This window comes from Nanohaloarchaea archaeon SW_7_43_1, assembly GCA_003009795.1.
Classification (GTDB): domain Archaea; phylum Nanohalarchaeota; class Nanosalinia; order Nanosalinales; family Nanosalinaceae; genus SW-4-43-9.
Genome location: PXPE01000001.1, coordinates 62,634 through 87,096, shown reverse-complemented (window position 1 = coordinate 87,096; position 24,463 = coordinate 62,634). Strand labels below are relative to the sequence as shown.

Annotated in this window: 25 protein-coding genes; 11 read left to right on the top strand and 14 right to left on the bottom strand. The window is 43.6% G+C overall.

Translation table 11 applies throughout. From position 1 onward, the window contains the following. Nucleotides 1-44: 44 nt before the first annotated feature. Both BRC29_00475 and BRC29_00470 read right to left on the bottom strand, forming a co-directional pair. On the bottom strand, nt 45-557 hold the full coding sequence (locus BRC29_00475; GenBank protein PSG98585.1) for a hypothetical protein: 513 nt from the start codon (nt 555-557) through the stop codon (nt 45-47). Nucleotides 558-660: 103 nt separating this feature from the next. Next, complete coding sequence (locus BRC29_00470) at nt 661-759, bottom strand: hypothetical protein (GenBank protein PSG99528.1); 99 nt, start codon at nt 757-759, stop codon at nt 661-663. An 8-nt stretch (nt 760-767) separates the two neighbouring features. Here BRC29_00470 and BRC29_00465 point away from each other — a divergent pair, with 8 nt between their 5' ends. Together BRC29_00465 and BRC29_00460 are read left to right on the top strand one after the other, a co-directional pair. Further along, the gene (locus BRC29_00465) at nt 768-4,574 is read left to right on the top strand and encodes a hypothetical protein (GenBank protein ID PSG98584.1); all 3,807 of its coding nucleotides are present in this window, start codon (nt 768-770) and stop codon (nt 4,572-4,574) included. Nucleotides 4,575-4,612: 38 nt separating this feature from the next. Further along, a complete protein-coding gene (locus BRC29_00460) occupies nt 4,613-5,710 on the top strand; it encodes a hypothetical protein (protein ID PSG98583.1) in 1,098 nt (365 codons plus the stop codon). Nucleotides 5,711-5,840: 130 nt separating this feature from the next. Here BRC29_00460 and BRC29_00455 read toward each other — a convergent pair whose 3' ends face one another. After that, entirely contained in the window at nt 5,841-6,500 is a 660-nt protein-coding gene (locus BRC29_00455; GenBank protein ID PSG98582.1) for a hypothetical protein, read from the bottom strand. A 1-nt stretch (nt 6,501) separates the two neighbouring features. Continuing rightward, nucleotides 6,502-7,308 (bottom strand): hypothetical protein, encoded by an 807-nt coding sequence (locus BRC29_00450; protein PSG98581.1) that lies wholly within the window; start codon nt 7,306-7,308, stop codon nt 6,502-6,504. A 55-nt stretch (nt 7,309-7,363) separates the two neighbouring features. Here BRC29_00450 and BRC29_00445 point away from each other — a divergent pair, with 55 nt between their 5' ends. From BRC29_00445 to BRC29_00430, 4 genes are all read left to right on the top strand, one after another. Continuing rightward, complete coding sequence (locus tag BRC29_00445; protein ID PSG98580.1) at nt 7,364-7,894, top strand: disulfide bond formation protein B; 531 nt, start codon at nt 7,364-7,366, stop codon at nt 7,892-7,894. A gap of 124 nt (nt 7,895-8,018) precedes the next feature. Then, on the top strand, nt 8,019-9,179 hold the full coding sequence (locus BRC29_00440; GenBank protein ID PSG98579.1) for an NAD-dependent malic enzyme: 1,161 nt from the start codon (nt 8,019-8,021) through the stop codon (nt 9,177-9,179). Further along, entirely contained in the window at nt 9,160-9,780 is a 621-nt protein-coding gene (locus BRC29_00435; GenBank protein ID PSG98578.1) for a hypothetical protein, read from the top strand. The genes BRC29_00440 and BRC29_00435 overlap by 20 nt, the downstream gene beginning before the upstream one ends. Further along, nucleotides 9,752-10,702, top strand: coding sequence for a type II methionyl aminopeptidase (locus BRC29_00430; protein ID PSG98577.1), 951 nt, complete (start codon nt 9,752-9,754; stop codon nt 10,700-10,702). Before BRC29_00435 ends, BRC29_00430 begins: the two co-directional genes overlap by 29 nt. Here the strand turns inward: BRC29_00430 and BRC29_00425 are convergent. The 6 genes from BRC29_00425 to BRC29_00400 form a co-directional block, all read right to left on the bottom strand. Then, nucleotides 10,689-11,210 (bottom strand): hypothetical protein, encoded by a 522-nt coding sequence (locus BRC29_00425; GenBank protein PSG98576.1) that lies wholly within the window; start codon nt 11,208-11,210, stop codon nt 10,689-10,691. The genes BRC29_00430 and BRC29_00425 overlap by 14 nt on opposite strands. A gap of 1 nt (nt 11,211) precedes the next feature. Then, nucleotides 11,212-12,180 carry a hypothetical protein gene (locus BRC29_00420; protein PSG98575.1) on the bottom strand — a complete coding sequence of 323 codons (969 nt, stop codon included), beginning with the start codon at nt 12,178-12,180 and terminating at the stop codon, nt 11,212-11,214. An 83-nt stretch (nt 12,181-12,263) separates the two neighbouring features. Beyond that, the gene (locus BRC29_00415; GenBank protein PSG98574.1) at nt 12,264-14,546 is read right to left on the bottom strand and encodes an ATPase; all 2,283 of its coding nucleotides are present in this window, start codon (nt 14,544-14,546) and stop codon (nt 12,264-12,266) included. Between the two features lie 7 nt (nt 14,547-14,553). Then, nucleotides 14,554-14,910 carry a hypothetical protein gene (locus BRC29_00410; GenBank protein ID PSG98573.1) on the bottom strand — a complete coding sequence of 119 codons (357 nt, stop codon included), beginning with the start codon at nt 14,908-14,910 and terminating at the stop codon, nt 14,554-14,556. A 60-nt stretch (nt 14,911-14,970) separates the two neighbouring features. Beyond that, nucleotides 14,971-15,339: a hypothetical protein gene (locus tag BRC29_00405; protein PSG98572.1), complete on the bottom strand. Its 369-nt coding sequence runs from the start codon at nt 15,337-15,339 to the stop codon at nt 14,971-14,973. Next, complete coding sequence (locus BRC29_00400; GenBank protein ID PSG98571.1) at nt 15,336-15,578, bottom strand: hypothetical protein; 243 nt, start codon at nt 15,576-15,578, stop codon at nt 15,336-15,338. The genes BRC29_00405 and BRC29_00400 overlap by 4 nt, the downstream gene beginning before the upstream one ends. A 63-nt stretch (nt 15,579-15,641) precedes the next feature. On the opposite strand from BRC29_00400, the gene radB reads away from it, so the two are divergent. The 5 genes from radB (at nt 15,642) to BRC29_00375 (ending at nt 19,434) form a co-directional block, all read left to right on the top strand. Further along, the gene (radB, locus tag BRC29_00395) at nt 15,642-16,352 is read left to right on the top strand and encodes a DNA repair and recombination protein RadB (protein ID PSG98570.1); all 711 of its coding nucleotides are present in this window, start codon (nt 15,642-15,644) and stop codon (nt 16,350-16,352) included. 74 nt (nt 16,353-16,426) lie between these two features. Then, on the top strand, nt 16,427-16,696 hold the full coding sequence (locus BRC29_00390) for a hypothetical protein (protein ID PSG98569.1): 270 nt from the start codon (nt 16,427-16,429) through the stop codon (nt 16,694-16,696). Beyond that, entirely contained in the window at nt 16,693-17,472 is a 780-nt protein-coding gene (locus tag BRC29_00385) for a hypothetical protein (GenBank protein ID PSG98568.1), read from the top strand. Before BRC29_00390 ends, BRC29_00385 begins: the two co-directional genes overlap by 4 nt. After that, the gene (locus BRC29_00380; GenBank protein ID PSG98567.1) at nt 17,426-18,580 is read left to right on the top strand and encodes a hypothetical protein; all 1,155 of its coding nucleotides are present in this window, start codon (nt 17,426-17,428) and stop codon (nt 18,578-18,580) included. Before BRC29_00385 ends, BRC29_00380 begins: the two co-directional genes overlap by 47 nt. Continuing rightward, nucleotides 18,562-19,434 (top strand): hypothetical protein, encoded by an 873-nt coding sequence (locus BRC29_00375; GenBank protein ID PSG98566.1) that lies wholly within the window; start codon nt 18,562-18,564, stop codon nt 19,432-19,434. The genes BRC29_00380 and BRC29_00375 overlap by 19 nt, the downstream gene beginning before the upstream one ends. Nucleotides 19,435-19,520: 86 nt before the next feature. On the opposite strand, the gene topA is transcribed toward BRC29_00375, so the two are convergent. Genes topA through BRC29_00355 form a run of 4 tightly spaced genes read right to left on the bottom strand, consistent with a single transcriptional unit; the run spans nt 19,521 to nt 24,433 of the window. Beyond that, a complete protein-coding gene (topA, locus tag BRC29_00370; protein PSG98565.1) occupies nt 19,521-21,566 on the bottom strand; it encodes a DNA topoisomerase I in 2,046 nt (681 codons plus the stop codon). A 32-nt stretch (nt 21,567-21,598) separates the two neighbouring features. Continuing rightward, on the bottom strand, nt 21,599-22,360 hold the full coding sequence (locus BRC29_00365) for a hypothetical protein (GenBank protein PSG98564.1): 762 nt from the start codon (nt 22,358-22,360) through the stop codon (nt 21,599-21,601). Then, nucleotides 22,357-23,118, bottom strand: coding sequence for a hypothetical protein (locus BRC29_00360; protein ID PSG98563.1), 762 nt, complete (start codon nt 23,116-23,118; stop codon nt 22,357-22,359). The genes BRC29_00365 and BRC29_00360 overlap by 4 nt, the downstream gene beginning before the upstream one ends. 49 nt (nt 23,119-23,167) lie before the next feature. Continuing rightward, nucleotides 23,168-24,433 (bottom strand): serine--tRNA ligase, encoded by a 1,266-nt coding sequence (locus BRC29_00355; protein PSG98562.1) that lies wholly within the window; start codon nt 24,431-24,433, stop codon nt 23,168-23,170. Between the last annotated feature and the right edge of the window lie 30 nt (nt 24,434-24,463).

The following is a 24,463-nucleotide window of genomic DNA, read 5'->3' as shown; positions in this document are numbered from 1 at the left end:
GATTAAGAGAAGATTGATGAGACCAAATTTTGGGATTTATTCTCTTAATCCCCATAAAACTTGATCTCTATACCATCATCTTGTTTACTTTGCATTATACATTCCGCTTCTATATCTCCGGACTCATTAAGAACAGTATACTCGACCTTGGATAATTCATATCTTTCCAAGGTTGCTGCTAATTTTGTCGTGTTTATGCTTTTCTTACTCTCTAATACTTCGCCATCTTGATTTAGGATGTTAAACTTTTGCTGACCTTCCGCTCGATTGACACCACTGTACGCCATATCTTTTAACGTGCTACAAACATCTCGTAGCTTTCGAGTGCGATTATCTACATCAGAAAACATTTCTTCAGCTTTAACAGGCGAAGAAGTTTGGATTGTATAATTTTGAGTATTTTTGTTCAGAATAAATTTGATGCCCTGACCCTGGCTCTGTAGCTGCAAAACATTTGAATCATATTCTGTTAGAAATCCTTCAGAAGCACTCTGACTTCCAATACATCCTGAAGCTATGATGACCAAATTCAGAGACACAAGTATGCGCCTCTTCATGAAGACCTATTTCATATATCGGTTAAAAAGAATTCCGAAAACTTCCCAATTACATTTCTCTCGATTTCGGTTCAAATCCGGATTCTTCCAAGCGCTGATTCTGTTATATCCTTTCGATTACATCAGAAAAGCTTTTGGCTCTTTTCAAACTCTTCAATTTTTCATAAGCACTTTTTCTTGAAGAAACTGTTTTGTTTGGTATGAACAGGCATGTGTATTATCTTTTCCCAATTGCTACTGATCAGCTCAGTTCCTTTTCAAAGCGACCTTTACTTAACTTTCAAAACCGGTTTTGTTTTCATGAAGAAGAAAATCCAGGTGATCGATGCCGACTACAGGATTGAGGAGGGAGAGGTAACCGTTAGGTGCTTTGGAGTATCTCGTGAAGGGGAAAATATTCTCTTCCTCGATAAAGACTTTCTGCCTTATCTTTACGCTGTTCCGAAAGAACATGAGGATATAGATGGAATTGAAGAGCGGATAATTGAATCCGAGTTCGAGGAGGAAGGCGAGGAAATACCGGTTAGAGGTATTAGCCAGGAAAAGCTTAAGCAAGGGAATGAGGAAGTAAAAGTCCTGAAAGTCCATACCAGCATTCCTCCCAAGATTCCGAAGCTGAAAAACCAGCTCTGGGATATGAAAGGAATAAAGGAATGCAGAGAATTTGACATTCCGTTCTACAAACGTTATCTAATTGATAAAGGAATTAAACCAGCTGAATGGATAGAAGTGGAAGGCGAAAAAGTTAACTCAGAGGAATTTGATCTCAGGCTAGAGCTCCAGTCAATTAGTGCAGATGTAGAGGCAGATGAGAGCCAGAATTGGGAGACCCTTGCCTTCGATCTCGAGGTATACCAAGACAGGATAATAATGGCCTCAGTCTATTCGAAAGAATTCCAGAAAGTGTTCACAACAGAGGAGATCGACCGAGACTTCGTCAGAACCGTTGAAACGGAAAGAGAGACAATCGTAAAACTGATCGAAACTGTTAGAGAAAGAGATGTTGATATTTTACTCGGCTACAACACCGATGAGTATGATTTTGATGTTCTCAGGGAAAGATCGGACGATTATGGCCTTGAACTGGCATTGGGTAGAGATGGGGAAAGAATGAAGTTCAACCGTCGGGGAAGATTCGCAGGAGCTAGATTGAAAGGTAGAATGCACCTTGATTTATATCCGTTTATCTCACATGTCCTTTCTCCAGGACTGGAGTCGGAGACTCTTGATCTTGACTCTGTGGCGGAAGAGATGTTAGGTGAGAAAAAGAATGATCTCTCCTGGGAGGAGATGAAGGCTTCATGGAGAGATAAAGAAGATCTCGGTGCTTTCGCGGATTACGCATTGAAAGATTCAGAGTTAACTTACAGGTTAGGAAAAGAAATCGGACCGCAGATACTGGAGTTATCAAGGATAACAGGGCTGATCCCATTTGATGCCTGTCGGCTTACATACGGTCAGCTGACAGAGAACTACTTGCTCAGGGAGGCGCACGAGCGGGACATGTTGCCGCGTAATCGGCCTTCCCGGGATAAGAGAAGAAACAGGAGAAGACAAGGGGCTTACTCAGGAGGATTTGTCTATACTCCTGAACCAGGTCTTTACGAGAATATAGCCGTACTAGACTTTAAGAGCCTATATCCTACCGTACTAGTAAGCCACAACATTTCGCCAGATACTCTGAATCTGGAAGAATGTGGTGACCAGTTTGAACTGGACGAGTTCGACTACAACTTCTGCCAAGATAACCAGGGATTCTTTCCGGAACTGGTTGAAGAACTAGTAGAAGATCGTTCCCGGCTAAAGGAAAAAATGAAGGATCTCGATAAAGATAGCTCAGAGCATCAAAACCTTGATAACCGCCAGCAAGCCGAAAAAATACTTGCAAATTCGTTTTATGGCTATCTTGGATACAATGGCGCCCGCTGGTACTCTAGAGAATGTGCTGAAGCCACTACATATCTTGGAAGACAGTATATACAAGATACAATAGATGTAGCGGAGGATAAAGGATTTGAAATTGTGTACGGTGACAGCCTGGATTATTCGAGACAGATAGTTGTGAAGGATTCTGACGCAAACACTAGATTCGTTGAGATAGGGAAATTTGTTGAAGATTTTGAAGATCCAGAGAGTTACAAGACTCTTGCTTGGGATAAGGAGAAAGGTGAATCAGTTTTCCGGCCCGTGAAGCGAGCCATAATGCATGACTATGACGGCGATTTACTGAGGTTTGACACCAATAGAGGGAGGACTGAGGTTACGCCGCAGCACTCAATCTATAAATATGGCGTAGAGAGTGTCCAGCTGGCAGATGCTCAAGAACTTGAGAAAGGAGATCATCTTATTTCTATATCCGAGCCTCCTGAAGCTGAGGAGAAGTATTCAGAAGGAGATACTCTGGATCTTACAGAACTAGATTATACAAGTTCTGAGCTGAGGGCTTATAGAGATACTGAGAGATTTCCTGCGGAGAAAGGTATATGTCCTTACTGTGAGGAAGAATATCATCTATCCTCTCATGTCCACAGCCAGCATTCCGAAAGATATGTAGAACTAGACCAAGCCACCTCCGATCACTCATATATAGGATGTGAAAACGCCAAGGCTGGTAGAGTACCTCGTTTTTGGGAGCTAAGCTTGGAACTTGCCTGGATACTAGGTTTTTATTGTGGTGATGGCTCGGCATCAAAGAGGGATAAACAGATGATCTCCTTCGGAGGGCAAGACAAAAGCAATATACGCAGAGTAAAACGCTTCTTTGATGAAATTTTGGACGAAGAACTCTCCTTAATCGAAGATATTGACTCCCGAACAGGCAACAAGATGTATTACTACCGCATTCAAAGAAAACCGGTTGTAAGCTTATTTGTGGAAGGTTTGGATGCAGGTAAAGGTTCATCAGGAAAGAAAGTTCCCGAAGTTATAATCAATGGACACGAACAGCTCAAGGAGTCTTTTGTAGAAGGATACTTCGAGGCTGATGGTTCCAGGGACAAGGATCACGATTCTAGGTACAATTCTGAAAATATGCAGTTCTCAACTAAAAGTACTGATCTTGCGAACCAGGTTCACTACATACTTAAACAACTGGAACTTGGAGAGAATGGATATGGAAGACCTATAAATGATGTATCGTTCAAATACCGATCTGATAAGCCACAGATAAAATCAATACGTAATACCGCCCCTAAAGCTCCTGAATACGCAAAGAAGGACTTCACGCCTGCAAAAATAAACAATATTGAGAAAGTTAGTCCAACCAAGAAGAAAGTATACGATTTAGAAGTAAAAGGGGAACACAATTTTGTAGACGCAGAAGGCCTCATACTGGTCCACAATACCGACTCGGTTTTCCTAAAAGGAGAAAATATCAGAGAAAATATGGATTCATTTCTAGAAAAGGTCAATAGCGATCTACCGGAGTTCATGCAGCTAGAGTTTGAAGGCTTTTTCAAGAGAGGTTTCTTCACCTCTACAGATTCCGGAGACGGTGCGAAAAAGAAGTATGCATTAATTGGTGAAGACGGTGAAATGAAGATTACCGGTTTCGAACAGGTTAGAAGAGACTGGTCTCCGATCGCCAAGAAGGCTCAGAAACGGGTTTTGAGACAGGTTCTTGAAAATGATGTTGATGAAGCCGTTGAGATAGCTAAACAGATCGTAGAAAGGCTTAGAGAAGGCGAGGTTCCTGTTGAGGAGCTCAGAATTTATACGACTTTGAACAAGAAACCGGAAAACTATGACTCAACTGCACCCCATGTCGAAGCGGCTAAAAAAGCGATAAAAGACGGTATAGACATCTCACCGGGATCAACTATAGCGTATGTTATAACCCGGGGAGGAGGTAGTATATCCCAGAGAGCCCGAGTTCTTGAACAGGCGGAGAGTTATGATGCCGATTACTATATTGAGAATCAGGTCCTGCCGGTTGTTATGAGAGTTCTTAAAGTGTTCGGTTATACAGAGGGCCAGCTGAGAGGTAAAGGGAAGCAGAGCGGTCTCGGAAGATTTTGATGAATGAATTTTTAATCGTTTTAATTAAATAACGATTCATGGCTTTTGGTTTTACAGGCTTAGCTCCCCAAATAGTTATAGGGCTAGTTTCTATCGTTGTTATCGTATTCAGCGCTGAGAAAGTTGTTGAGAGGATGCAGTCGGTAGCCAAGAGTTTTGGTGTATCTGAAGTTGTAATTGGGATGACGATCATATCTATAGGTACTTCTTTACCTGAAATATCAGTGCATATGGTCGGATCACTTAACATACTGAACAATCCGGCGGCTATAAACGAGATTTCAGGAACTGTACTTGGTATGAATATCGGATCAGATGTAATCCAGCAGACTCTGATTATGGGTACTGTTGTAGTTCTTGCATCGGTGATGAAGGGACGCAACCACTTCGTATTCACACGTGATTTCATAAAGAGAGATTACTTTCCGATGGTTGCAGCGCACCTTCTAGTACTTTCTATGGCCTTAAATGGAACTTTAAGCAGGTTTGAAGGTGTTTTGCTCGTGACAGTATTTGCTGGCTATATCTACTACTTATATTCCAAGAGAGGCGAGAAACTTCTGCGCCACGGTGATGCAGAACCTAGTGAAAAACCTTGGACAGATCTTGGTGTAGGGATTCTAGGAATGGCTTTCTTGATATACTTTTCAGATATTTTTCTGGGTGTAGTTGAAACTTTGATTGCAGAGACAGGTATATCTGGCTCGATGATCGGAGTAACAACTATAGGTCTTGTCTCAGCTATGCCAGAGTTTTTCACAGCGCTTTCAGCGGTACGTAAAGGAGCTGAAGGTCTTTCGCTAGGGACTTTGATAGGAAGTAATATAACCAATCCTTTGATGGGTATAGGAATTGGCGCAGCAATATCCAGCTACACTATTCCCCGACCTCTCATACTCTGGGATCTCCCTGTACAGGCCGGAACAGCTATAGTACTGATTACTTATCTTTGGAACAGAGAAAAGATAGGAGATCTGCTGGCACCGTTTTTCCGTAAAACAGGAATGAATAATACTGCAACTAAATTTGAAGAATCCGAGAACGGAGTGCTTACCGTCATAGGAGGCTTGCTGCTTGTACTGCTTTACTTTGTCTATATAATAATAAGAGCTACATACTTCCAAGCCGATTTCTAAACTGATCTCTCTAAAATATTTGAACCGAATCCAATGTCCGGTATGAGTAAAGCCGGGCAAGTCAATTAAAAGCTCTTAGAAATGGCCAAAGAAGGAAAAGTAGGCGCGGAATATAGATTAGAAGAATTACTCACTTGAAAACCTCTCCTGTTTCCATTGACCAGAGAGTTAAGTCGAGGGCCAGAATATCTATTCCGGTCTCTTCAGCAAGCTTTTTCATTTTTTCTTCTTGCTTCAAATATTCCTCTTTATCTTTAGGTAAATCAGCTTCTTCCAGAAGCTCAAGTTCGAATAAACTTTGAGAGATGTAGCTTGAGACAATTGCAAATTCGTCTCCGTAACCAATGTTCCTAAGAAAATGTGAAGCGCCTTTCCAGCTGATGCCTTTGATGTTTTCTACAAGCCATTCTCTAGTCTTTTCCAGATTTTCTAGATCAAGCTTTTCTTTGAGTTTCAGTTCTTTTGTTGGATTCTTTAGAGTTGGCTGGGAGAGAAATTCTCGGTTACCCACGACATATTCGGCTTTATTCTCTTCGTAGCTTACCCCGTTTCTTTCGAGAATCTTGGCGATCTGGTCTTTATTTCCTTCCATCAGCAGGTTTTTCTCATCGAGTTCTTCCGTTGCCTTCCAGGCTTTATGTGCCTCTGTCTGGGAGCTCAGTATCACAAAAACCAGCTCTATGAAAAGTCTGTAGTCGCTCTCATCTCTCAACGCCCGAAACTGTTCCAATCTTTTCTCAATCTCTGTTTCTTTCTCCCTGTAATGAGCCTTAACCTTGTCTGTATTCATTCTAACTTAATTTCTGCTCTATTGCTGCTTTGATTGAGGAGTACTTGTTGTTCGGGATTCTCTCCCCGTTGACAAATATTGAAGGTGTTCCGGTTACTCCGTTGTTTGATCCCTGAGCCCTGTCGGACTGCACCTCGCTGACTGTATCCTGATTTGAGATACAGGATCGGAGTTCCTCAGTGTTGACGTCGGTTGTATCCCCTGCTATCTGGACGAACAGATCTGTTGATCCCCAGTCAGCGTTTTTCTGGTTGTTTAACATTTCGCTGTGGAATTCCCAGAACTCTTCGTTGGCTTCTGTCTGATCATAGACACATTCACTCGCTACCGCTGCATCAGTTGATTCGGGGCCGAGGAAGGCGTAGTTTACCCAGTAAAATTTTACGTTGCCTGTGCTGATATAGTTTTCTTCAAGTTGTTTATGAGCTCCGTTCTCAAACCTCTGGCAGTGACCACAAGAGTAATCTCCGAACTCAACTACTGTCACATTAGCGTCTGGATTGCCTTGGAAAGGCTGGTTCTCTAGGTTGAAGTCTCCCGTTTGTCCGCCTCCGGGGTTCATAGAGCTGTATGCTTGGTAACCAAGAACTGCTGCAACCAGTAAAGCGCCTCCGACAGCGAGTGCCTGTCCGCCGAGTTTCTTTCTTCTTTTCATTTTCTCGGATTTTTTCTGCTCGGTCTTTTTCTCGGCTTTCTTCACTTTTTCCTTGTCATGTGAGCTGAGTTCGTCCTCGTGTTCTTTTCCCCAGTGGAGATACTTTTCATCTTCAGAATCAAACTCTTTGTCACAGTATTTACAGTCTGTCATTATATCCAGAAATTATTACGGCAGGTTTTTAATTCAATCTCCAAATTTAGTAAGTATGAGCTTAGTTACGGAGGTGCTGGCATTTGGGGTACTTATACTTGATTTAGCTTTAATTGCCAGCCTGGCCATTTTTGCACTGAAAAAGGCTGGTTACAGTTTTGAACCAATCTCCAGAATAGAAAGTTATATCTCAAGTTATTCAACCGAGATAGTCTTTGTGGTGACGTCAGTTGCGACCGCTGGCAGTCTCTATCTATCCAATATACTAGGTTATGAGCCATGCAGACTTTGCTGGTTCCAGAGAATATTCATTTATCCGATACCGGTTCTGTCAGCAACTGCTTTGTTTCTAAATAAGTCTGATCTAGGTGATTATGTGATACCCCTTGCTTTGATTGGAGCTCCTATCGCTCTCTATCATTCGATAATCCAGAGATTTGATCAGTTCAGCTCGGCAGGATGTTCAATTACAGCTGTGAGCTGCTCTACCGAGTATACATTCCATTACGGATATATCACTATTCCGGTGATGGCTTTCACAGCTCTCATAGTGACAATTGTTGTACTTTGGAGATTTGAAGAATAGTTCAATGAATTTGACATTAGTAGTTCCAAACTTTCCTAACCAGGGATACGGAAGAAACTAATTTTCGGTAAAATCCTCTTCCAGGGTTCGAAGTGTTTTTTAATTCCTGCGATAATCAACAGATATGGTTGATAAAGAGAAGGCTCTGGAGCTTCATTCTAAAAATCCGGGTAAAATATCGGTAGAACCCTCTGTCAATATAGACGGTATCGAGGATCTGAATCTGATTTATACTCCTGGGGTAGCCGAGCCATGTAGAGAGATAGCAGATGATAGAGAGGAAGCCTACAGTTATACTTCTAAAGGAAATCTTGTAGCGGTTGTTTCTGATGGATCGGCAGTTCTCGGTCTTGGTGATATAGGTCCGGAAGCTTCAATGCCGGTAATGGAAGGTAAAGCAAATCTAATGAAGAAGTTTGGAGAAGTCGATGGTCTCCCGATCTGCATAAATGCTGATTCTGCCGAAGATATAATTGAACATGTGGAAAGAGAAGCACCAACTTTTGGAGCGATCAACCTGGAGGACATCAAGGCACCGAGATGCTTTAAGGTTGAAGAAGAGCTGGAGAATAGATTGGATATACCGGTTTTCCATGACGATCAGCACGGGACAGCGATAGTTGTTCTTGCAGCGCTGAATAATGCTTTGAAGATCGCTGGTAAGAGTATAGAAGACGTCAGAATTACGATCTCCGGTGCCGGGGCCTCAGGTATTGCTGTAGCAAACTTTCTAATTGATGCTGGAGCTGAAAACATTGTGCCGGTAGATTCTTCCGGCATTCTAAGGACTGATGATGAGAATATATACAAGGCGGATCTGGCCGATAGAACGCTGGCTTCTGAGCAATCAGGAGGTCTTGAGGATGCAATGGAAGATACAGATGTTTTCATCGGTCTTTCAGCATCCGGAATTGTTTCAAAAGAAATGGTTGAATCAATGGCTGATGATCCGATTGTGTTCGCACTAGCTAACCCGGAACCGGAAATAAAACCCGACAAAGCCCGGGAAGTCGGTGCATACATCACGGCTACAGGTCGATCCGATTTTGACAACCAAGTGAATAACTCATTGGCATTTCCAGGTGTTTTCCGTGGAGCGCTCGATGTACGAGCCAGCCATATTAATGAAAAAATGAAACAGGCTGCATCGGAGGCAATCGCCGGATTCATCGAACCTGAGAAAGACAGAATCGTTCCTGACACTCTGGACAAAAAGCTCGCGATGGAGATCGCCGAAAGAGTCAGAGAGGCTGCCGTAGAGACCGGTGTTGCGCGTGAATCCTGAAGATTTCTACACTGATCCTGAGGGTCTGGCGGAGGCCACAAAGCGGAGCAACTTCCCTCAGGAGTTTCTGAACATAAGAGACAGGTTTGTCGAACAGTTCGAGTCGGGTGATAGAATTCTTGATTCTGGATGCGGCCCGGGCCATGATGTTGCTTACTTCGAGCAGAACGGACTGGACGCTGTCGGTGTTGATGTATCCTCGGAAGTGGTTGAGTACCTCGAGCAGCGAGAATTAGAAGCTATGGAGTCAGACATGAAACATCTTGATTTCGATGACAACAGTTTCGACGGAGTCTGGTGCTGTGCATCCATTCATTTCAACAATCCAGAGGGCATGAGGGACGCGGCTGAAGAACTCTATAGGGTCACGGAGAAAGGCGGTCTCGCCCAGATCACCTTCAAGCTTGGAGAGAAGGAATTCTACATGGATGAAACGGACAATGGTAGCATCAAACACTATCTGGTCTCGAAGGACAAGGCCTACGAAATAATCGAAAGCGCAGGATATGAGATTGACGAGAAGCTTTCAGGGAAAAACAATCCTGACCGTGAGGAGTTCGATTACTTCTTGAATGTCTTCGCCGAGAAGCCAGAGAAGTAAAAACACTTACCGACTAATTTACCTCATGGACGAGGAAACAAGGCAGCACTACATTGAAGCAGGTGAAGCAATTCAGGGTGCCAGGCAAAAGGCGCGTGAAATCGCGACTCCCGGAACCAATCTGAAAACCATCGCAGATGAAATAGAGGGAAGTATACGCAGTGAAGGGCTTCAGCCCGCATTCCCTGTGAACCTTTCCATCAACAAGGAGGCGGCTCACTACACCCCGAGCAACGACGAATCAAGAAATTTAAGCGAAGATGACGTACTGAAGATCGATATCGGAGCTCACTCAGAAGGTTACATAGCGGATACAGCTCTTACTGTCAATTCTTCAGATAGTGAGAAACGAATGGTTGATGAGGTTGAGGAGGTTTTGGAGAAGGCATTGAACTTCCTTGAACCCGGGAAAACGATTGGGGAGTTCGGACGGTTTGTAGAGTCACAGGTTTCGGATGATTATCAGGTTGTAAGAAATTTGACCGGTCATTACCTCGGTAGATATACGCAGCATGCTGGAGTTTCTATACCCTGTGTGGATAATGCTTCCTCTCACGAGTTTAAAGAAGGCGATGCCGTAGCTGTAGAGCCTTTCATTACGGATGGCGGTGGAAAAATCAAGAATGGCAAGCCCGGCAATATTTACAAGCTTGAGCAGGACAGAAATGTTAGAGGGAGAATGGAGAGAAAGCTTCTTGGACAGATCAAAAACTTCAACGGCCTACCATTTACAACACGTTGGATAGACAATTATACGGGTAGAAAGAAGATGGCGATGAATAAACTGGTTCAGTCAGGTATCGTTAACTCCTACGAAGTTCTCAATGAGGAAAACGATGGAACGGTTGCACAGGCAGAACATACTGTTCTCATCGGTGTTGGAGAAGACGGTGAGAATATAGTTACAACTAGGAAGGAATAGTACAGAGCTCAGGTTTTCCGATATCTGCTATAAAGTAGATTAACAGTATTACTCCCGTGAGTTTGATCAGTGTTCCTTGGAAAGGCAAGACTGCAACCACTCCAGTCAGACCTGTTAAATTCAACAAACCTATCCCACATCCGGCGCATCCGGCGATTAAGAAACCGGGCGCTATCCCTGAAAAGTTTCTCGCTCTAGTCCCAGAGTTTCTGAACTGTATATATGTATTAGTGACTATTATTCCAATTAAGACAGAGTAAACCAGGTTAAGTATGATTTCTGATACACCTCCGTTCAGGTAGAGACCGGTAACTGACAAAGAAATGGCAGGTAACCAGTATTCTATACCTGCTGAAAACATCTGTGTTGAATAACCTATATTGGTGGAGAGAGATATCAGAATAAAAAATAGGATAGAAATGGAAACAGTCAAAGCTGTTTTTCTTCCTGAGTTGAAGCCGGATTTAATTCCTTTCTTCAGATCCTTCAGGAAGTCTTCTGAGTTCATCTTACTTTAACTGTTCATCTATCGTTGATTCAAATCGGGAGTAAGGCTGAGCTCCTTCTAACTTCTGGTCATTGATGAAGATGGTTGGAGTAGCCGACGCCCCTCTATCGTTCCCTTCCTGTTTGTCCTGTTGAACTTCTTCCAGCTCCTTTTCGTTATCGTAGCACTGTTTGAACCGGCCGGTATCTAGACCTGTCTGTTCCGCCCAGTTATACATTGACTCATCGAAGTTACCGTTCTGGTGAGCGTTTCCAAGTGCTTCCTGGTTATCGAAGAAACCTTTCTTGAATATCCAGAACGTCTCCGCATCCTGATTTAACGCACATTCTGAGGCTAGAGCTGAAGACTCTGCCCACGGATGAATACGTTGTAGCGGAAGGTTCTTGTAGAAGTACTGAACATCTCCGTTCTGTACATAGTTTTCCACTATTCCAGTGTATGCATTCTCATTGTATCTCTTACAGAACGGACATTCAAAGTCTTCGAATGATACCGCTGTCACCTCTGCATCAGGAGATCCTATGTAAGGTTCTCCCTCCAGCTTGAAAGTAGTATCGCCGTAAGTTTTTTCACCTGATCCTACTCCGGCTTCCAGGTTTCCGTATGGATACTCAGGGTTCTGGAGTGAAACAACTCCTGTTCCTGAATCCTGGTTTTGTGAATCTATATTATCGTTATCATTGTTCCCGGTGCTGGGTTCATTCGGTGTTTCTGTATCAGATCCTGCTGTCTCAAATTTAAGGCCAGATCCGGACATCCCAGCTCCAACCAGAAAACCTCCTAATATTATTCCTGTAGTCAAACCTAACGTAAACATTAGAAAGCCAAACTTCCTGATACCTATTTCAAAAGTAGGCTTTTCAGATACTTTATCATCATTGTTGTGTGAACGGCTTTCATGGACGTGAAGTCCTCTTTCAGAATCAAAGTCCTCTCCGCAGGTATTGCACTCAAAATTTTCCTCTGACATAATTAATCTTTCTCCTTTTTGTGTTAATAAGGTTCCGGTGACTCTCGGGAAGGAAGTAAAGAAAAATTAAAAGTGGAGGAGGGTTATGCGTAGTAGTCAGGACTGTCATCAGTCTTCTCAACCTTATCCATCTTCTGCATCATCTGCTTGTAGTGTTCCCTGTTTTCTTCAGTTGCTGTCGGTTTTGTCTCCTCCATCGCATCCTCGAAGTGCTCAATCTCGACTTCTTCTGCTTCCGGATCTTTCCTGAGTGCAAGCATCGCAGCCTCTCTGCAGAGCGATTCAATATCGCTACCGACATATCCCTCAAGCTTTTGTGCTAGATCCTCTATGTCGATGTCGCCTGAAAGCGACATTTCACCTGTATGAACTTTGAGAATCTTCTTTCTGGCCTCAAGGTCTGGAATCTCTACCTCGATATCCCTATCGATTCTTCCAGGTCTCAATAGAGCCGGATCAATTAGATCAGGTCTGTTTGTTGCAGCGATCACTGTTACTCCTTCGAGATCTTCTATTCCATCAAGCTCTGTTAGCAGCTGGTTGACCATCCGGTCTCCAACTCCTGAATCGTTCCTTGAACCTCTTCTTGCGGCTATAGAATCGACTTCATCAATGAACAGGATGCATGGAGCTACCTGTCTCGCTTTCTGGAAGACCTCTCTGACAGCTTCCTCTGATTCTCCGACGTACTTGCTTAGGAGCTCCGGGCCTTTGATCGAGATAAAGTTGGCGTTGGCTTCGTTAGCCACTGCCTTCGCTAGCAGTGTTTTCCCGGTTCCTGGAAGTCCGTAGAGCAGAATACCTTTTGGAACATCAATTCCCATTTTCTCGAATCTTTCAGGATACTTTTGAGGCCATTCAACCATCTCCCTGAGTTGTTCCTTTGTGCTGTTCAGTCCTCCTACATCTTCCCATGTGACTTTCGGTAGTTCTACCATTACTTCCCTCATAGCGCTCGGCTGAACTTTTCTAATTCCCTCCATCATTGCATCTTGATCAACTACAAGTTTGTCCATAACTTCGCTTGGAATCTCGCCGTCAAGATCTATCTCAGGTAGGACGTTTCTCAGCACGCTCATTGCTGATTCTTTGCATACTGCGTGGAGGTCTGCTCCCACATATCCGTGTGTTTTATCGGCTAGCTCCTCCAGTCCGACACCTTCAGTTAATGGCATGTTCCGGGTGTGGATCTGGAAGATCTCTTTTCTTCCTTCTCTGTTTGGTACACCGATTTCAATTTCTCTATCGAATCTTCCTCCTCTTCTCAGAGCCTCATCTACTGCATCAACTCTGTTTGTTGCTGCAATGACTATGACGTTTTCTCTTTCTTCGAGCCCATCCATTAATGATAGTAGCTGGGCTACTACTCTTCTCTCTACTTCTCCACCTACCTCGCTTCTTTTGGAGGCAATTGCATCGATTTCATCGATGAAAATTATTGCTGGAGAGTTTTCTTGAGCTTCCTCAAATTTTTCACGCAGCTGCTTCTCTGATTCTCCATAAAACTTGCTCATAATCTCCGGGCCGTTAATTGACATGAATGTGGCGTCGGCTTCGTTCGCCACTGCTTTCGCCAGCAGTGTTTTTCCTGTTCCCGGCGGTCCGTGGAGCAGGACTCCTTGCGGTGCGTCGATTCCAAGCTGCTGGAATACTTCAGGGTGTTTCATCGGTAGTTCGATCATTTCCCGAACCTGCTGGATCTCGGTTTCCAGCCCACCAATGTCTTCGTAAGTTACCTCTGGAACCCTGACTTCTTGTTGTTCAGTTTCTTCCACTGACTGCTGTTTGACCTCTATCTCAGTATTTTCTGTGATTTTCACCGGTCCTTTTGGTTTAGTTCCAACCACAGCTAGTTTGGTGTCCTGTCCGAAGGAGAACCTGAACCGGTCAGCTTCCATATCGAATACATCGTCGAAGAAGGATTTCTCTCTGTCCTGTGAATCTCCCGGCACAACTATATCTCCCCTGGTTACTGCTCTTCCTCTCAATGCTCTCTGGAAGATATTAGGATTCTGTACCTGTATCATTACGCCTTCTTCTGCTGGCGCTAGAGTTACTTTTTCGGCTTCTTTTAGGTCGGCCTTGTTTACATTTACTTTCTGTCCCAGAGATGTTCCCGCGTTTTTTCTCATGTAGCCGTCCATTCTCGCGATTCCTAGTCCCTTATCGGCAGGATAGCTCCTTGCTACTCTTCCTACTGTTTTTCTTCCATCCTCGATTTCGACTGCCTCGCCTTCTGCAACTCCGAGTTCCTCCATTACCTTGGAGTCGATTCTCACTATTCCTTTTCCTATATCCTGTTGTGCGTTTGGAGGAACTTCTCCTACCCGGAGTTTTACAGTTTCGTCGTTATTGTCGTCTGTCATTGTATTATCACGTTTTAGCTTCTTCTGATCCGTCTTCTTTGTCTTTGAACTGTTCTATTATGTTTCGGTCTTCAATCAGTACCTTGAATATGTGGTGGGAAACTTTTTCTCCCCAATCCATAAAGTAATTCTCAACTCTCTGGACTTTACCTTTTGATATTATGAATACCGAATCATCGATTCTTGCATTCGGTATTTGATCCATAAGTCCGTCTTTCTCGTATTCATACTTCTTCCCATTCTTTTTGACCGTCTGTTTATACCCGAAAAGGCCGCGATAAAACTTGTTCCTTTCATAGACGGATTCAAACTTCTCTCTGTGAGTATTATACGTGAGCAGTGAGGCCTCCTCTTCTCGGGGCATATATACTGGAGTATCTCTAACATTTAAACCCTTTTTTGTTGACGTGAATAAAAAAAGAGGTCAGAATCTCTCAACTCTTAAGTTCTCAACCCTTCCAAAATGTGTGTCCCGGCTCAACAGCTTCTCGTTCAGGTTTCTGGCTGTCCCGGCTACAAGATAGTCAATAGAGCTTATAGGTTTTCCATCCGCTTCAAGATTTCTTCTTATAATGGCGGCTTCCTTTTCTATTTCTGGAGTTAAATCTGCTCTTGAAAGGTTGCCTAGAATCTTGTCTATTTCTTCGTCCTCAGGTTTACCTACTTTCAGTTCAAAAACTGCGCCAGGAGGAATTATTAATGGCTCTCGTTTTTGTTTCAGTTCTTCAAGTTTTTCTCTAGCGTCTTTCCTGCCTCTTAGAAGATCTATAACAAAGTTTGTATCAATTATCATGTTTTTGAAGCCTCAACATCCTCTTCTTTCAGTTCCCTCATCCTTTTTTCGGCCTTTTCCGCTTCTTTTTCTGTCCAAGAACCTGATATTTCTTCCAGAACTTCGTAGTCCCTTTTCATTTCGTTTCTCACGGCTTTCCGTATGAAGTCTGACCTGTTCTTGTAGCCAGGAATTTTCTCCACAAACTTATCTATCAGCGACTTTTCTTTGTCTGCGACATTGACAGCAACCTTTGACATGACCTAAATAATATGCCTGTATTATTTTTAATCCTTCGGTTAATTTGCCATTCAAGATAAAAGATTTGGAAGCAATCATTCTGCGTGGAAGTTGAACGCGTATCGACTGGCAGCGAACCGATCAATTCCTTCCTTAGTGGAGGGTTAGAGACAGGTATAATAACCAATGTCTTCGGTGAATCGGGTTCAGGGAAGACCAATTTCTGTGTCCAGGCAGCGGCACATCTAGCTGAGGAAGGGGAGAAAGTTGTCTATATTGATACAGAGAAAGGTTTTTCTCCAGAGAGATTCAAACAAATTGCATCAAAGAAAGCGCTGGAAAACATTGTTCTGAACGAGCCTCTTGACTTTGGACAGCAGGAAGATGCAATCAATTCCTTGGAGGAGATAGCAGAGGAACACGATCCGGGAATAGTTATAGTCGACTCTATGGTGTCTTTGTATCGATTAAAAGCAAAGGGAAATCAGGTTCAGGAGGTCAACCAGAAATTATCACAACAGTTATCACAGCTTTCAAAGATTGCGAGGAAGAACAACATTCCTGTGCTTGTGACAAATCAGGTATACAGCAGTTTTGATGAGGACAGTATTGAACTGGTAGGCAGCGATGTCCCACGTTACTGGTCGAAATGCCTTCTCAAGCTTTCGAACTCCGACAAATCAGTTCGGGAGATTGAGATCGAGAAACACCGTTCGATGCCGGAAGGAAAATCATCGCAGTTCAAGATAACTGATGAAGGGCTTGAATCCGTGAAGAATAAAGGATTGTTCTGAATACACCACAGATTACACAACAGGATGATGGAATCGTCCAATTATAAACAGTCAGCAAGCATAGTTATTTGTGCATGGACTTAGAGGATTACAGAAGAAAGGTTGACAGGGTTAACGCTGAGATAGTGGATGCGGTCTCCCGAAGAATAAATATAGCTGAGGAGATCTCTGAGTGCAAGAAAGAAAAGGAATTGGATGTCGACGACAACAGTAGACAGGAGAAGACAAAACAGGAGTTCGAGAAACTGTTTGAAAGGCAGGAACTCCCGAAGGAAAAAGGCAGAGAGTTAGGACAGCTTCTAATTGAAATGGAGAATGGAGAAGCAAGAGGTGAAATTGAATGAAAGTAGCTTTTCTTGGGCCTGAAGGAACTTACACTCATCAGGCGGTTGATCAATACTTCTCAGATTATCAGCCATTTACCTGCTCCAGTATAGAGAAGTCTGTTGAATCAGGACATGTGTCTGTGATACCGTTTGAGAACTCACTTGGTGGAGGAGTCGGTGAATCAATTGATCTTCTTAGGGAGAAAAATCCCGGGGTGACAGGAGAGGTTCTCGTTGAGATTGATCATGTTCTTGCATCAAACTATAATATAGAGGATGTAAAGAGCGTTAGATCCCATCCCCAGGCGCTGAGCCAGTGCAGAGAAATGATAGAGGACAACGACTGGGAAGAGATTGAATCTTCTTCAACCGCTAAAGCAGGGCAGGAAATTGAGGGAAATGAGGCTGCAATCTGTTCAGGTCTGGCGGCTGAACTAAATAATCTCGAGATTCTGGAGGAACACGTTCAAGATGAAGCCTCGAACACTACCCGGTTCTTGGTGATCAATGGAGAGAAAAATCAAAATCCTGAGAAAACCTCATTGGTACTGGAGCCTGGAGAGGATGACCCAGGTGTTCTCTCAAAAATGCTTTCCTGTTTCTCAGACCATAAGATTAATCTCTCTTATATCCAGTCTAGGCCTACTCGAGACGGTCTCGGAGATTATTATTTCTATCTAGAAGCCGAAGAACCAAAAGGCTTGGGAAGATTCCAGAAAGCAATGAAATGCCTTGAAACCTACGCGGATGTCAAAAACCTTGGATCATACAGAAAGGGTGGAAGAAATCTTTAGAGATAAGGTTAAGAATATTGATCTTTCGATAAGAAAGATAGCGCACAAAGCCTCCGAAAAAGATGAATGCATAAGATTTGATATAGGCCAGCCCAGCTTTGATACACCTCAACACATTAAGGATTCAGCGAAGAAAGGGCTCAAAAACAAACAAAGCTATTCCCCGATGCTTGGCATAGAAAAACTGAGACAGGCTGTAGCGGAAGAGGAAAACCTGAAACAAGGAGTTGAATCGGTGGAAAAAGAAAACGTCATGATAACCACCGGTGGGATGGGAGCGTTATACTCAGTATTCTCTGCTCACCTAGGATCGAAAAATAAAGCAGTTTTCAACGATCCCTGCTGGGGGCCTTACAAGATGATAAGCGAGGTCAACGGCAACCAATGGGAGCAAGTAAAGTACTGGAATAACGAGGGTCGGCTCAGGCAGGAGGCTAAAAACAGGATAGCGGAGGCAGATCTGTTTGTGGTTACCACGCCTTCCAATCCGACCGGTAATGTGCTTTCCGAGGACCAGGCCAGGGAAATAGGCAGGATCGCCGAGGAATCAGGCAGCCTAATGGTCTCGGACGAGGTTTACCACAGGCTAACTTACGGCAGGGATCATTATTCACCTGCGTCTTATTCAGATAATTCTGTCATCATTGGATCTGTATCGAAAAACCATGCGATGACCGGTTGGAGAATCGGCTGGATAATCTCGGGAAGAGAAAGCATCGACCATTACGCCAAAGTTTCTCGAGCGACTACCGCTTGTCCTCCAAGAATTTCTCAGTACGCAGCTGTAGAAGCCCTGGAAAATGATTCACATGTCGAGCAGATGAGGAGAACCTATAAGGAGAGGAGAGATCTGGTGGTAGACAGGATGAATGAAATCGGTTGGGAATTTGAAACCCCGGAAGGAGCTATATACGCTTTCCCGAAAGTTGGAACGGATTCGTGGGACTTCTGCCTTGAAATGGTTGAGAAAGGTGTTGCTATGGTTCCGGGTGAACCGATGGGACCTGAAGGCGATGAGAATGTTAGAATATGTTTTGGCTCTACTACAAAAGAAGAGATTAACAAGGCTTTCGATATTCTGGATAAAGAATGTGGGAACGAAGGATAATGATAGATAGAACGGTGGCAATCGTTGGTGGTACAGGCAAATTCGGACAGCATCTGGGAAACCATCTGGATGACGGCAATGAGATAATAATTTCCGGCACAAACACCGATGAAGCAGAAAAGATAGCAGATCAACATGGCTGGGATTACGGTTCGAACAAAGAGGCTGCCAAAGATGCTGATGTCATAATTGTCGCTGTTCCGATCGCCGTAACCTTGGAGGTCATTCATGAGATCGGCCCAGAGATTTCCGATGATGCTCTATTCTGTGATGTAACCTCGGTTAAGAAGAAACCGGTTGAGGCGATGAAAGATTATTCCGGCGAAGTCCTCGGAATGCATCCCATGTACGCCCCCAGCAACCCGGTTGAAGGCCAAAAAATTGTTCTATGCCCTGAGAAAGGGAAGAAATGGACAGAGATGGAAGAGTTTTGGAAACAAAAGGGAGCTGACATACATATTACCGATCCTGAATCCCATGATGAGGCCATGTCACTGGTACAGGGACTGATTCATTTCTCCGAACTTGTAGTTGCAGAAACAATAAGGAAATCCGGGATCGATGGAGAGGAAATGTCGAATTACTCTTCACCTGTCTACCAGCTGATAACGGATTTAACGGCGAGAATGTTGAACCAGAAACCCGGGCTTTACGGTTCGATTCAGGCAGAGAACCCGGAGAATATTAGAATCCGTGAAAAGTTTATTGAGTCAGCAGAGGATATTAGGCAGCTGATCGGAGATGAAGAAGCGTTCGGGCAAAAGTTTGAGGAGCTGGGCAAAGAGTTTAACCTTGAGGAAGCCCAGGGAAGAACCGACAACGTCATCGAGTTTTTATCAAGTGAGGGCGAATAGAATTTTTATTATTCAGCTTTCTGGTTACCCCATTAAAGGTACAAGTATGATTTAGCTGGGCGTTGAGCAGAAGCTAACCTGCTTTTTTACCAATCGTCCTTGCTCGGACAGTCAGGGTCAACGCACATCTGGTAGTTCTTACCTTTCTTTCTGTCAACGTAGATCATTGGTTTACCGCATTCCTCACATTCTTGGTCGGTCGAGTTAATGTTCCCATTATTGGGAAGTGGGTAAGTGTTCTCACAGTCAGGATAATTTGAGCATCCTACGAAGCTGGATCCTCCTTTCTTGATTATCCTTATCATTCCATCCCCACATTCATGGCATGGTCCGAGCCTTCTCCTTCTTTTCCTTTCCGAATCTATTGTATCCACCAGTTTTTCTCCGATCTCTCCCTCTTTCTCCTTGAAGTTGGTCAGTGTATCTATTAGCTTGTCCTGAGCCTCGGAGAGAACCTCTTCACGGCTCTCGTCTTCCTCTCTGATGGACTCCATCTTTTCCTCGAATTCCCGCGTCAAGCCCTCCGATACAAGATCAGGGCTGTAATCCTCAAGTGTTTCGACAACTACAAGACCTAGATCAGTTACCTCTATCGGCTTTTCCTCAATATAATTTCGGTCATATAATCGATCTACAGTTTTTGCTCGAGTCGCCTTTGTTCCCAAGTTACGGGTCTCAAGCTCATTCACGATACCTGACTGCGAGTAACGATTTGGAGGCTGAGTTTCCTTCTCCTCTTTGTCAAAGCTGTCGATGGGCAGTTTCTGTCCTTCCTCCATTTCCGGGAGCTTGGCTGAATCAACTCTTACATATGGTTCGTAGAGGTCGTACCAGTTTCTCTCTACTGTGATTTTTGACTTGGCCTTGAACTCTTCATCTTTGACATTTAGAGTAAAGGTGATTGATTTTCTTTTCGCCGGTTTTCCGAATACCGCGAAGAATCGTTTCACTATCAAATCATAGACTTGGTCCTCCTTCTTTGATAATGATCCGGAAGGTGATTCACCGGTTGGATAGATCGCTGGGTGTGCGTCATCCTTCTTTTTTCCTTGGGTTGTGTATAGGTTATCTTTCTTGTCTTTCTTCAGAACTTTTTTTGCCAGATCATCGTACTTTTCCTGTCCCTTTATACTGTTCAGTATGTTCTTGTAACCGATCTTCGGCGGTAGTTTCTGTGACTCAGTTCTCGGATAGGAAATTAGGCCGTTTTCATAAAGTGTCTGTGCGATACTCTGGGTCTGTTTTGGTGAGATATTCAGCTGGGAAGAAGCTTCGCTCTGCAGCCCGGTTAAATTGAACGGTATTGGAGGGTTGTGTTTGTAGTTGTTGACTTTAACGTCGGTGACCTCAGCTTCTTTCTCTCCCTTTATTTTCTCGAACTTTCTCTCTGCAGTTTCTTCATCCCAGATTCTGTCCTCATCATCCTCCCACTGAGCTGTGAACTCTGAATGATTCAGATAAATCTCCCAGTAAGGATCAGGCTTGAACTCCTGGATTTCTCTTTCCCGATCGGCCAGAATCTTCAGAGTTGGTCCCTGGACACGCCCCGTGCTTAATGTTTTGTACCGGTCTGCTGCTCTCACGGCTTTCATCAGGGCACGGGAAACGTTGATACCGTAGTAGAAGTCGAGTATGTGTCTTGTGATACCTGCTTCGGTCATACCTCTGTCGAACTCTTCAAGGTTGTCGAAGGCTTCTTGTAGATCGGAAGGAGTTAGGGTTGAGAACTTCATCCTCTCAATTCTTTCTTCATCTGCGTCAACCATTTCTCTAAGGACTGTTCCTCCTATTGTACTGCCCTCAACGTCGAAGTCGCACGCGTTGATATATGTATCAGCCTTTCCTAACTGGTCTTTAAGATTGTTGTAGTATTTCTTTACATAATCTGCGGAGTCCTGATTTTCGAAGATAGGTTCCCATTCTACATCGAAGACTGGATAGTCCCATCCTTCCTCTGTCTGCTCAAGATTGAAGATATGCCCTACTGCAGGAGCTATGATTATCTTTCTGTCATCTGTCTCAAGAACATAGTTCTTTACTCCCCTGTTCTCCTGTGTCGAGTAGTTTCCGAGGGCATTCGCCAGTCGAGAAGCAACTTTCGGCTTCTCCCCGATCATCACTGTGGTTTCCATGCAAAACAAAGAAGTGCTGCTATTCTTAAAAATCAGAATGGTGCTTTTTCCAGTTCCTTGTAGAGGGCTTCAGCTTCCAAGTTGATATCTTTCCAATCGTTGAGAGTGATGTGTTCGTCCACTCGTATCTGAGTATCTTTTAACCATTCAATTTCCGGGAACTGTCCTTCGGTATAATCTTCCACCACATCCGCCAGCATCTTTCTATCATATTCCCCGTTTTCTTGTTTTCTATGGGACTTCATCATTGATGCCATGTCTGCCAAATCGTTTGACTTGACATATGATTCTGAGAGAAGACTATCTGTATATCTTCGAGCCTTCATACCGAAGTTGATCTCTGGCCTCAATACCTTGAGATCGTTACCGTCTATTTCGATCCTTGTGCTGTTTTGAAGAAAGCTTTCAGAAATGGTTATAGGCTCTTCCAGGTATTCGCCTTCAAAAACATCTTTTTCTACAGGAATGAGGCCTACCGCCCATCCATTATAGTCAAGGAAATAACAGTTGTCCTCTGGCTCCCATATATCATATTCCTCTCCTAATCGGGCTATTTCGTCTTCTGTTGTAAGAAATTCGGTTGTTCTATCTGTAGGTCTGTTCAAATTGTTCCATCCGTAGATATCCGAATGTACTAATAGGCTGCCGAAAAGTGTTGCATCTTCTTCCATTTCTTCTTCATAAAACTGGGAAGAAATTCTGAGCGCTTCATCCATTGAGTTGTACTCATCTTCCTCGTATCTCTCCCTGAATTCTTGATATGGCATAGGTTCGATGGTCCGAATATCGGTCACCTTATCGCCTCTTCAAGCTCTTCGATCGGCTCTTCCAAAAATGTTTTCTCCTCTTTCTTGAAGTTTTCAGCTCCTCGCTGAATTGATTCTACAGCTTCTTCATAGCTGCCCTCAACTCTTTCATCTATCATCTCTCCGAGCTCCTCTAACATGCTTTCATCTTTTTGATGCATCCAGTGTAGATGGGAGGCCATGTCAACGTAGTCACTTCCTTTAGTTATGCCTCCGCGGTTCTGAAGTCTATTGAACTTTGAGCATACGCTTTCTACTGGATCCGCCAGTCTGATGTCGAAGTCGTGTATGTATCCTGACCCATCTTGTGCGGTTAGAGTATAGTTATCTCCTTCTTCAATTAAGTCTCTTGTGAAATTGAATAAAGGAAATTCCTCAGCCTCAACCAGACTAATCTCCAAATGCTTTTCTTCTCTGCTATCTATGTCAGATAATTGCTGATAATCAACAAATTTTGTACCTTTAAATTCCCATGAGGGATAATCAGTGCCCAGTTGTTCAAGGTTATTTTCTTCGTCTACGTATGCGATGTCAATGCTCGCGGAGACAGGCCTTCTAGTCGATGTCGAATGAGCTCCTTCGACGGTGGTTAGTCCTCCGATAATTCCGGTTTTTTCTTTATCGAAATATTCCCTTGTTAGGTAGTCTGCAGCGTTCAGTAATTCGACTAAAGACGGGTTTCGGCTCTGATAACTCTCTCTTATATTCTCTACTTTTTCTCCTCTCGGGTCGAGGTCATACGGCATGTATTAATAAACGAACGTAAAAAATAAATAGTTACTAGCAGGTGGTAAACTATTCCAGCCGTAGATACTCCTCTCCTCCCATGTAATCTCTCAACGGTTCCGGAATCCTGATCCCATTCTCTGTCTGGTTGTTCTCTATTATAGCTGTGATAATTCTCGGGTTGGCTAGGGCTGTTGCGTATATAGTATACGGTATTTTCCTCTCCCCGTTATCAAAGAACTTTGTTCCCAGTTTGTTTGTCTGGTAATCTATACAGCTACCGTATGAACCGACTTCGCCGTACTCTCCGAGAGGCGGTCTCCAAACCTCAATATCGTACTGCTTGTAAGTTTTATCCCCAATATCTCCGTCACAGATATCCACTACTCTGTATGGAAGGCCTAGTTCCTGCATAATTTCTTCAGCGTTCTGTGTCATTAATTCCATATGCTCAAGATGGCTTTCCGGTTTCGAGAAAATGAACTGTTCCACTTTCTCGAACTGGTGTACCCTCCAGAGTCCTCGCGTCTGTTTTCCATGTTTTCCAGCCTCCCTTCTGAAGTTGGTTGAGAAACCTCCAAGTTTCAATGGGAGTTCTTCATCAATCACTTCATCTTTCTTAATAGTTGCGAGAGCGTGTTCCGCGGTCGCGATAAGGTACCTTCCGTTTTCGTTTACCTGGTATAGCTGGTCTTCAAATGCTTCCATGTCGACCGCTGCGCTGATTGCATCTTCTTCAAGCATGAAGGGTGTCTGATGCAGATCAAATCCTTTGTCTCTCATGAAATCAAGGGCGAAGTTGGTTAACGCCTGGTTCAGTCTGAGTAATTCTGTAGTCAGGTAGTATGCCCTTTCTCCGCTGACTTCGGCAGCTTTCTCACTCATCAACAGATTCTCTTCCTGCATTATGTCCGCAGCGAGTTTCGAATCTTTGTCTCTTCCATTCTCAGGCTCCCAGTTTCTTAACTCAATATTGTCTTCCTCGCCTTCTCCTTCCGGAACGTCTTCATGCAGGAGATTGGCGACCTTGTACCTTACAGTATCTCTCTTCTCCTTTAGTTCATCGACTTCATCTTCAAGTTTTGATATTCTCTCCTTGACCTCCTGCATTCTCTCAATCTTGTCCGATGCATCCTTACCGGTTTGTTTCAGATCCGCAATCTCATCACCTACTGTATTTCTCTCCTGTTGCAGAGATTCCAGTTTCTGAAGTTTGTTTCTCCATTCTGTATCAAGTTCATTTACCTTGTCAACATTTTCCGGATCATTACCTCTTTTTATCTCACATTCCTTGATTCTTTCAGGCTTTTCCCGGAAAAGGTCTATGTTCAGCATAGAAACTCTTTAAGTAAGGAAATTTTTAAC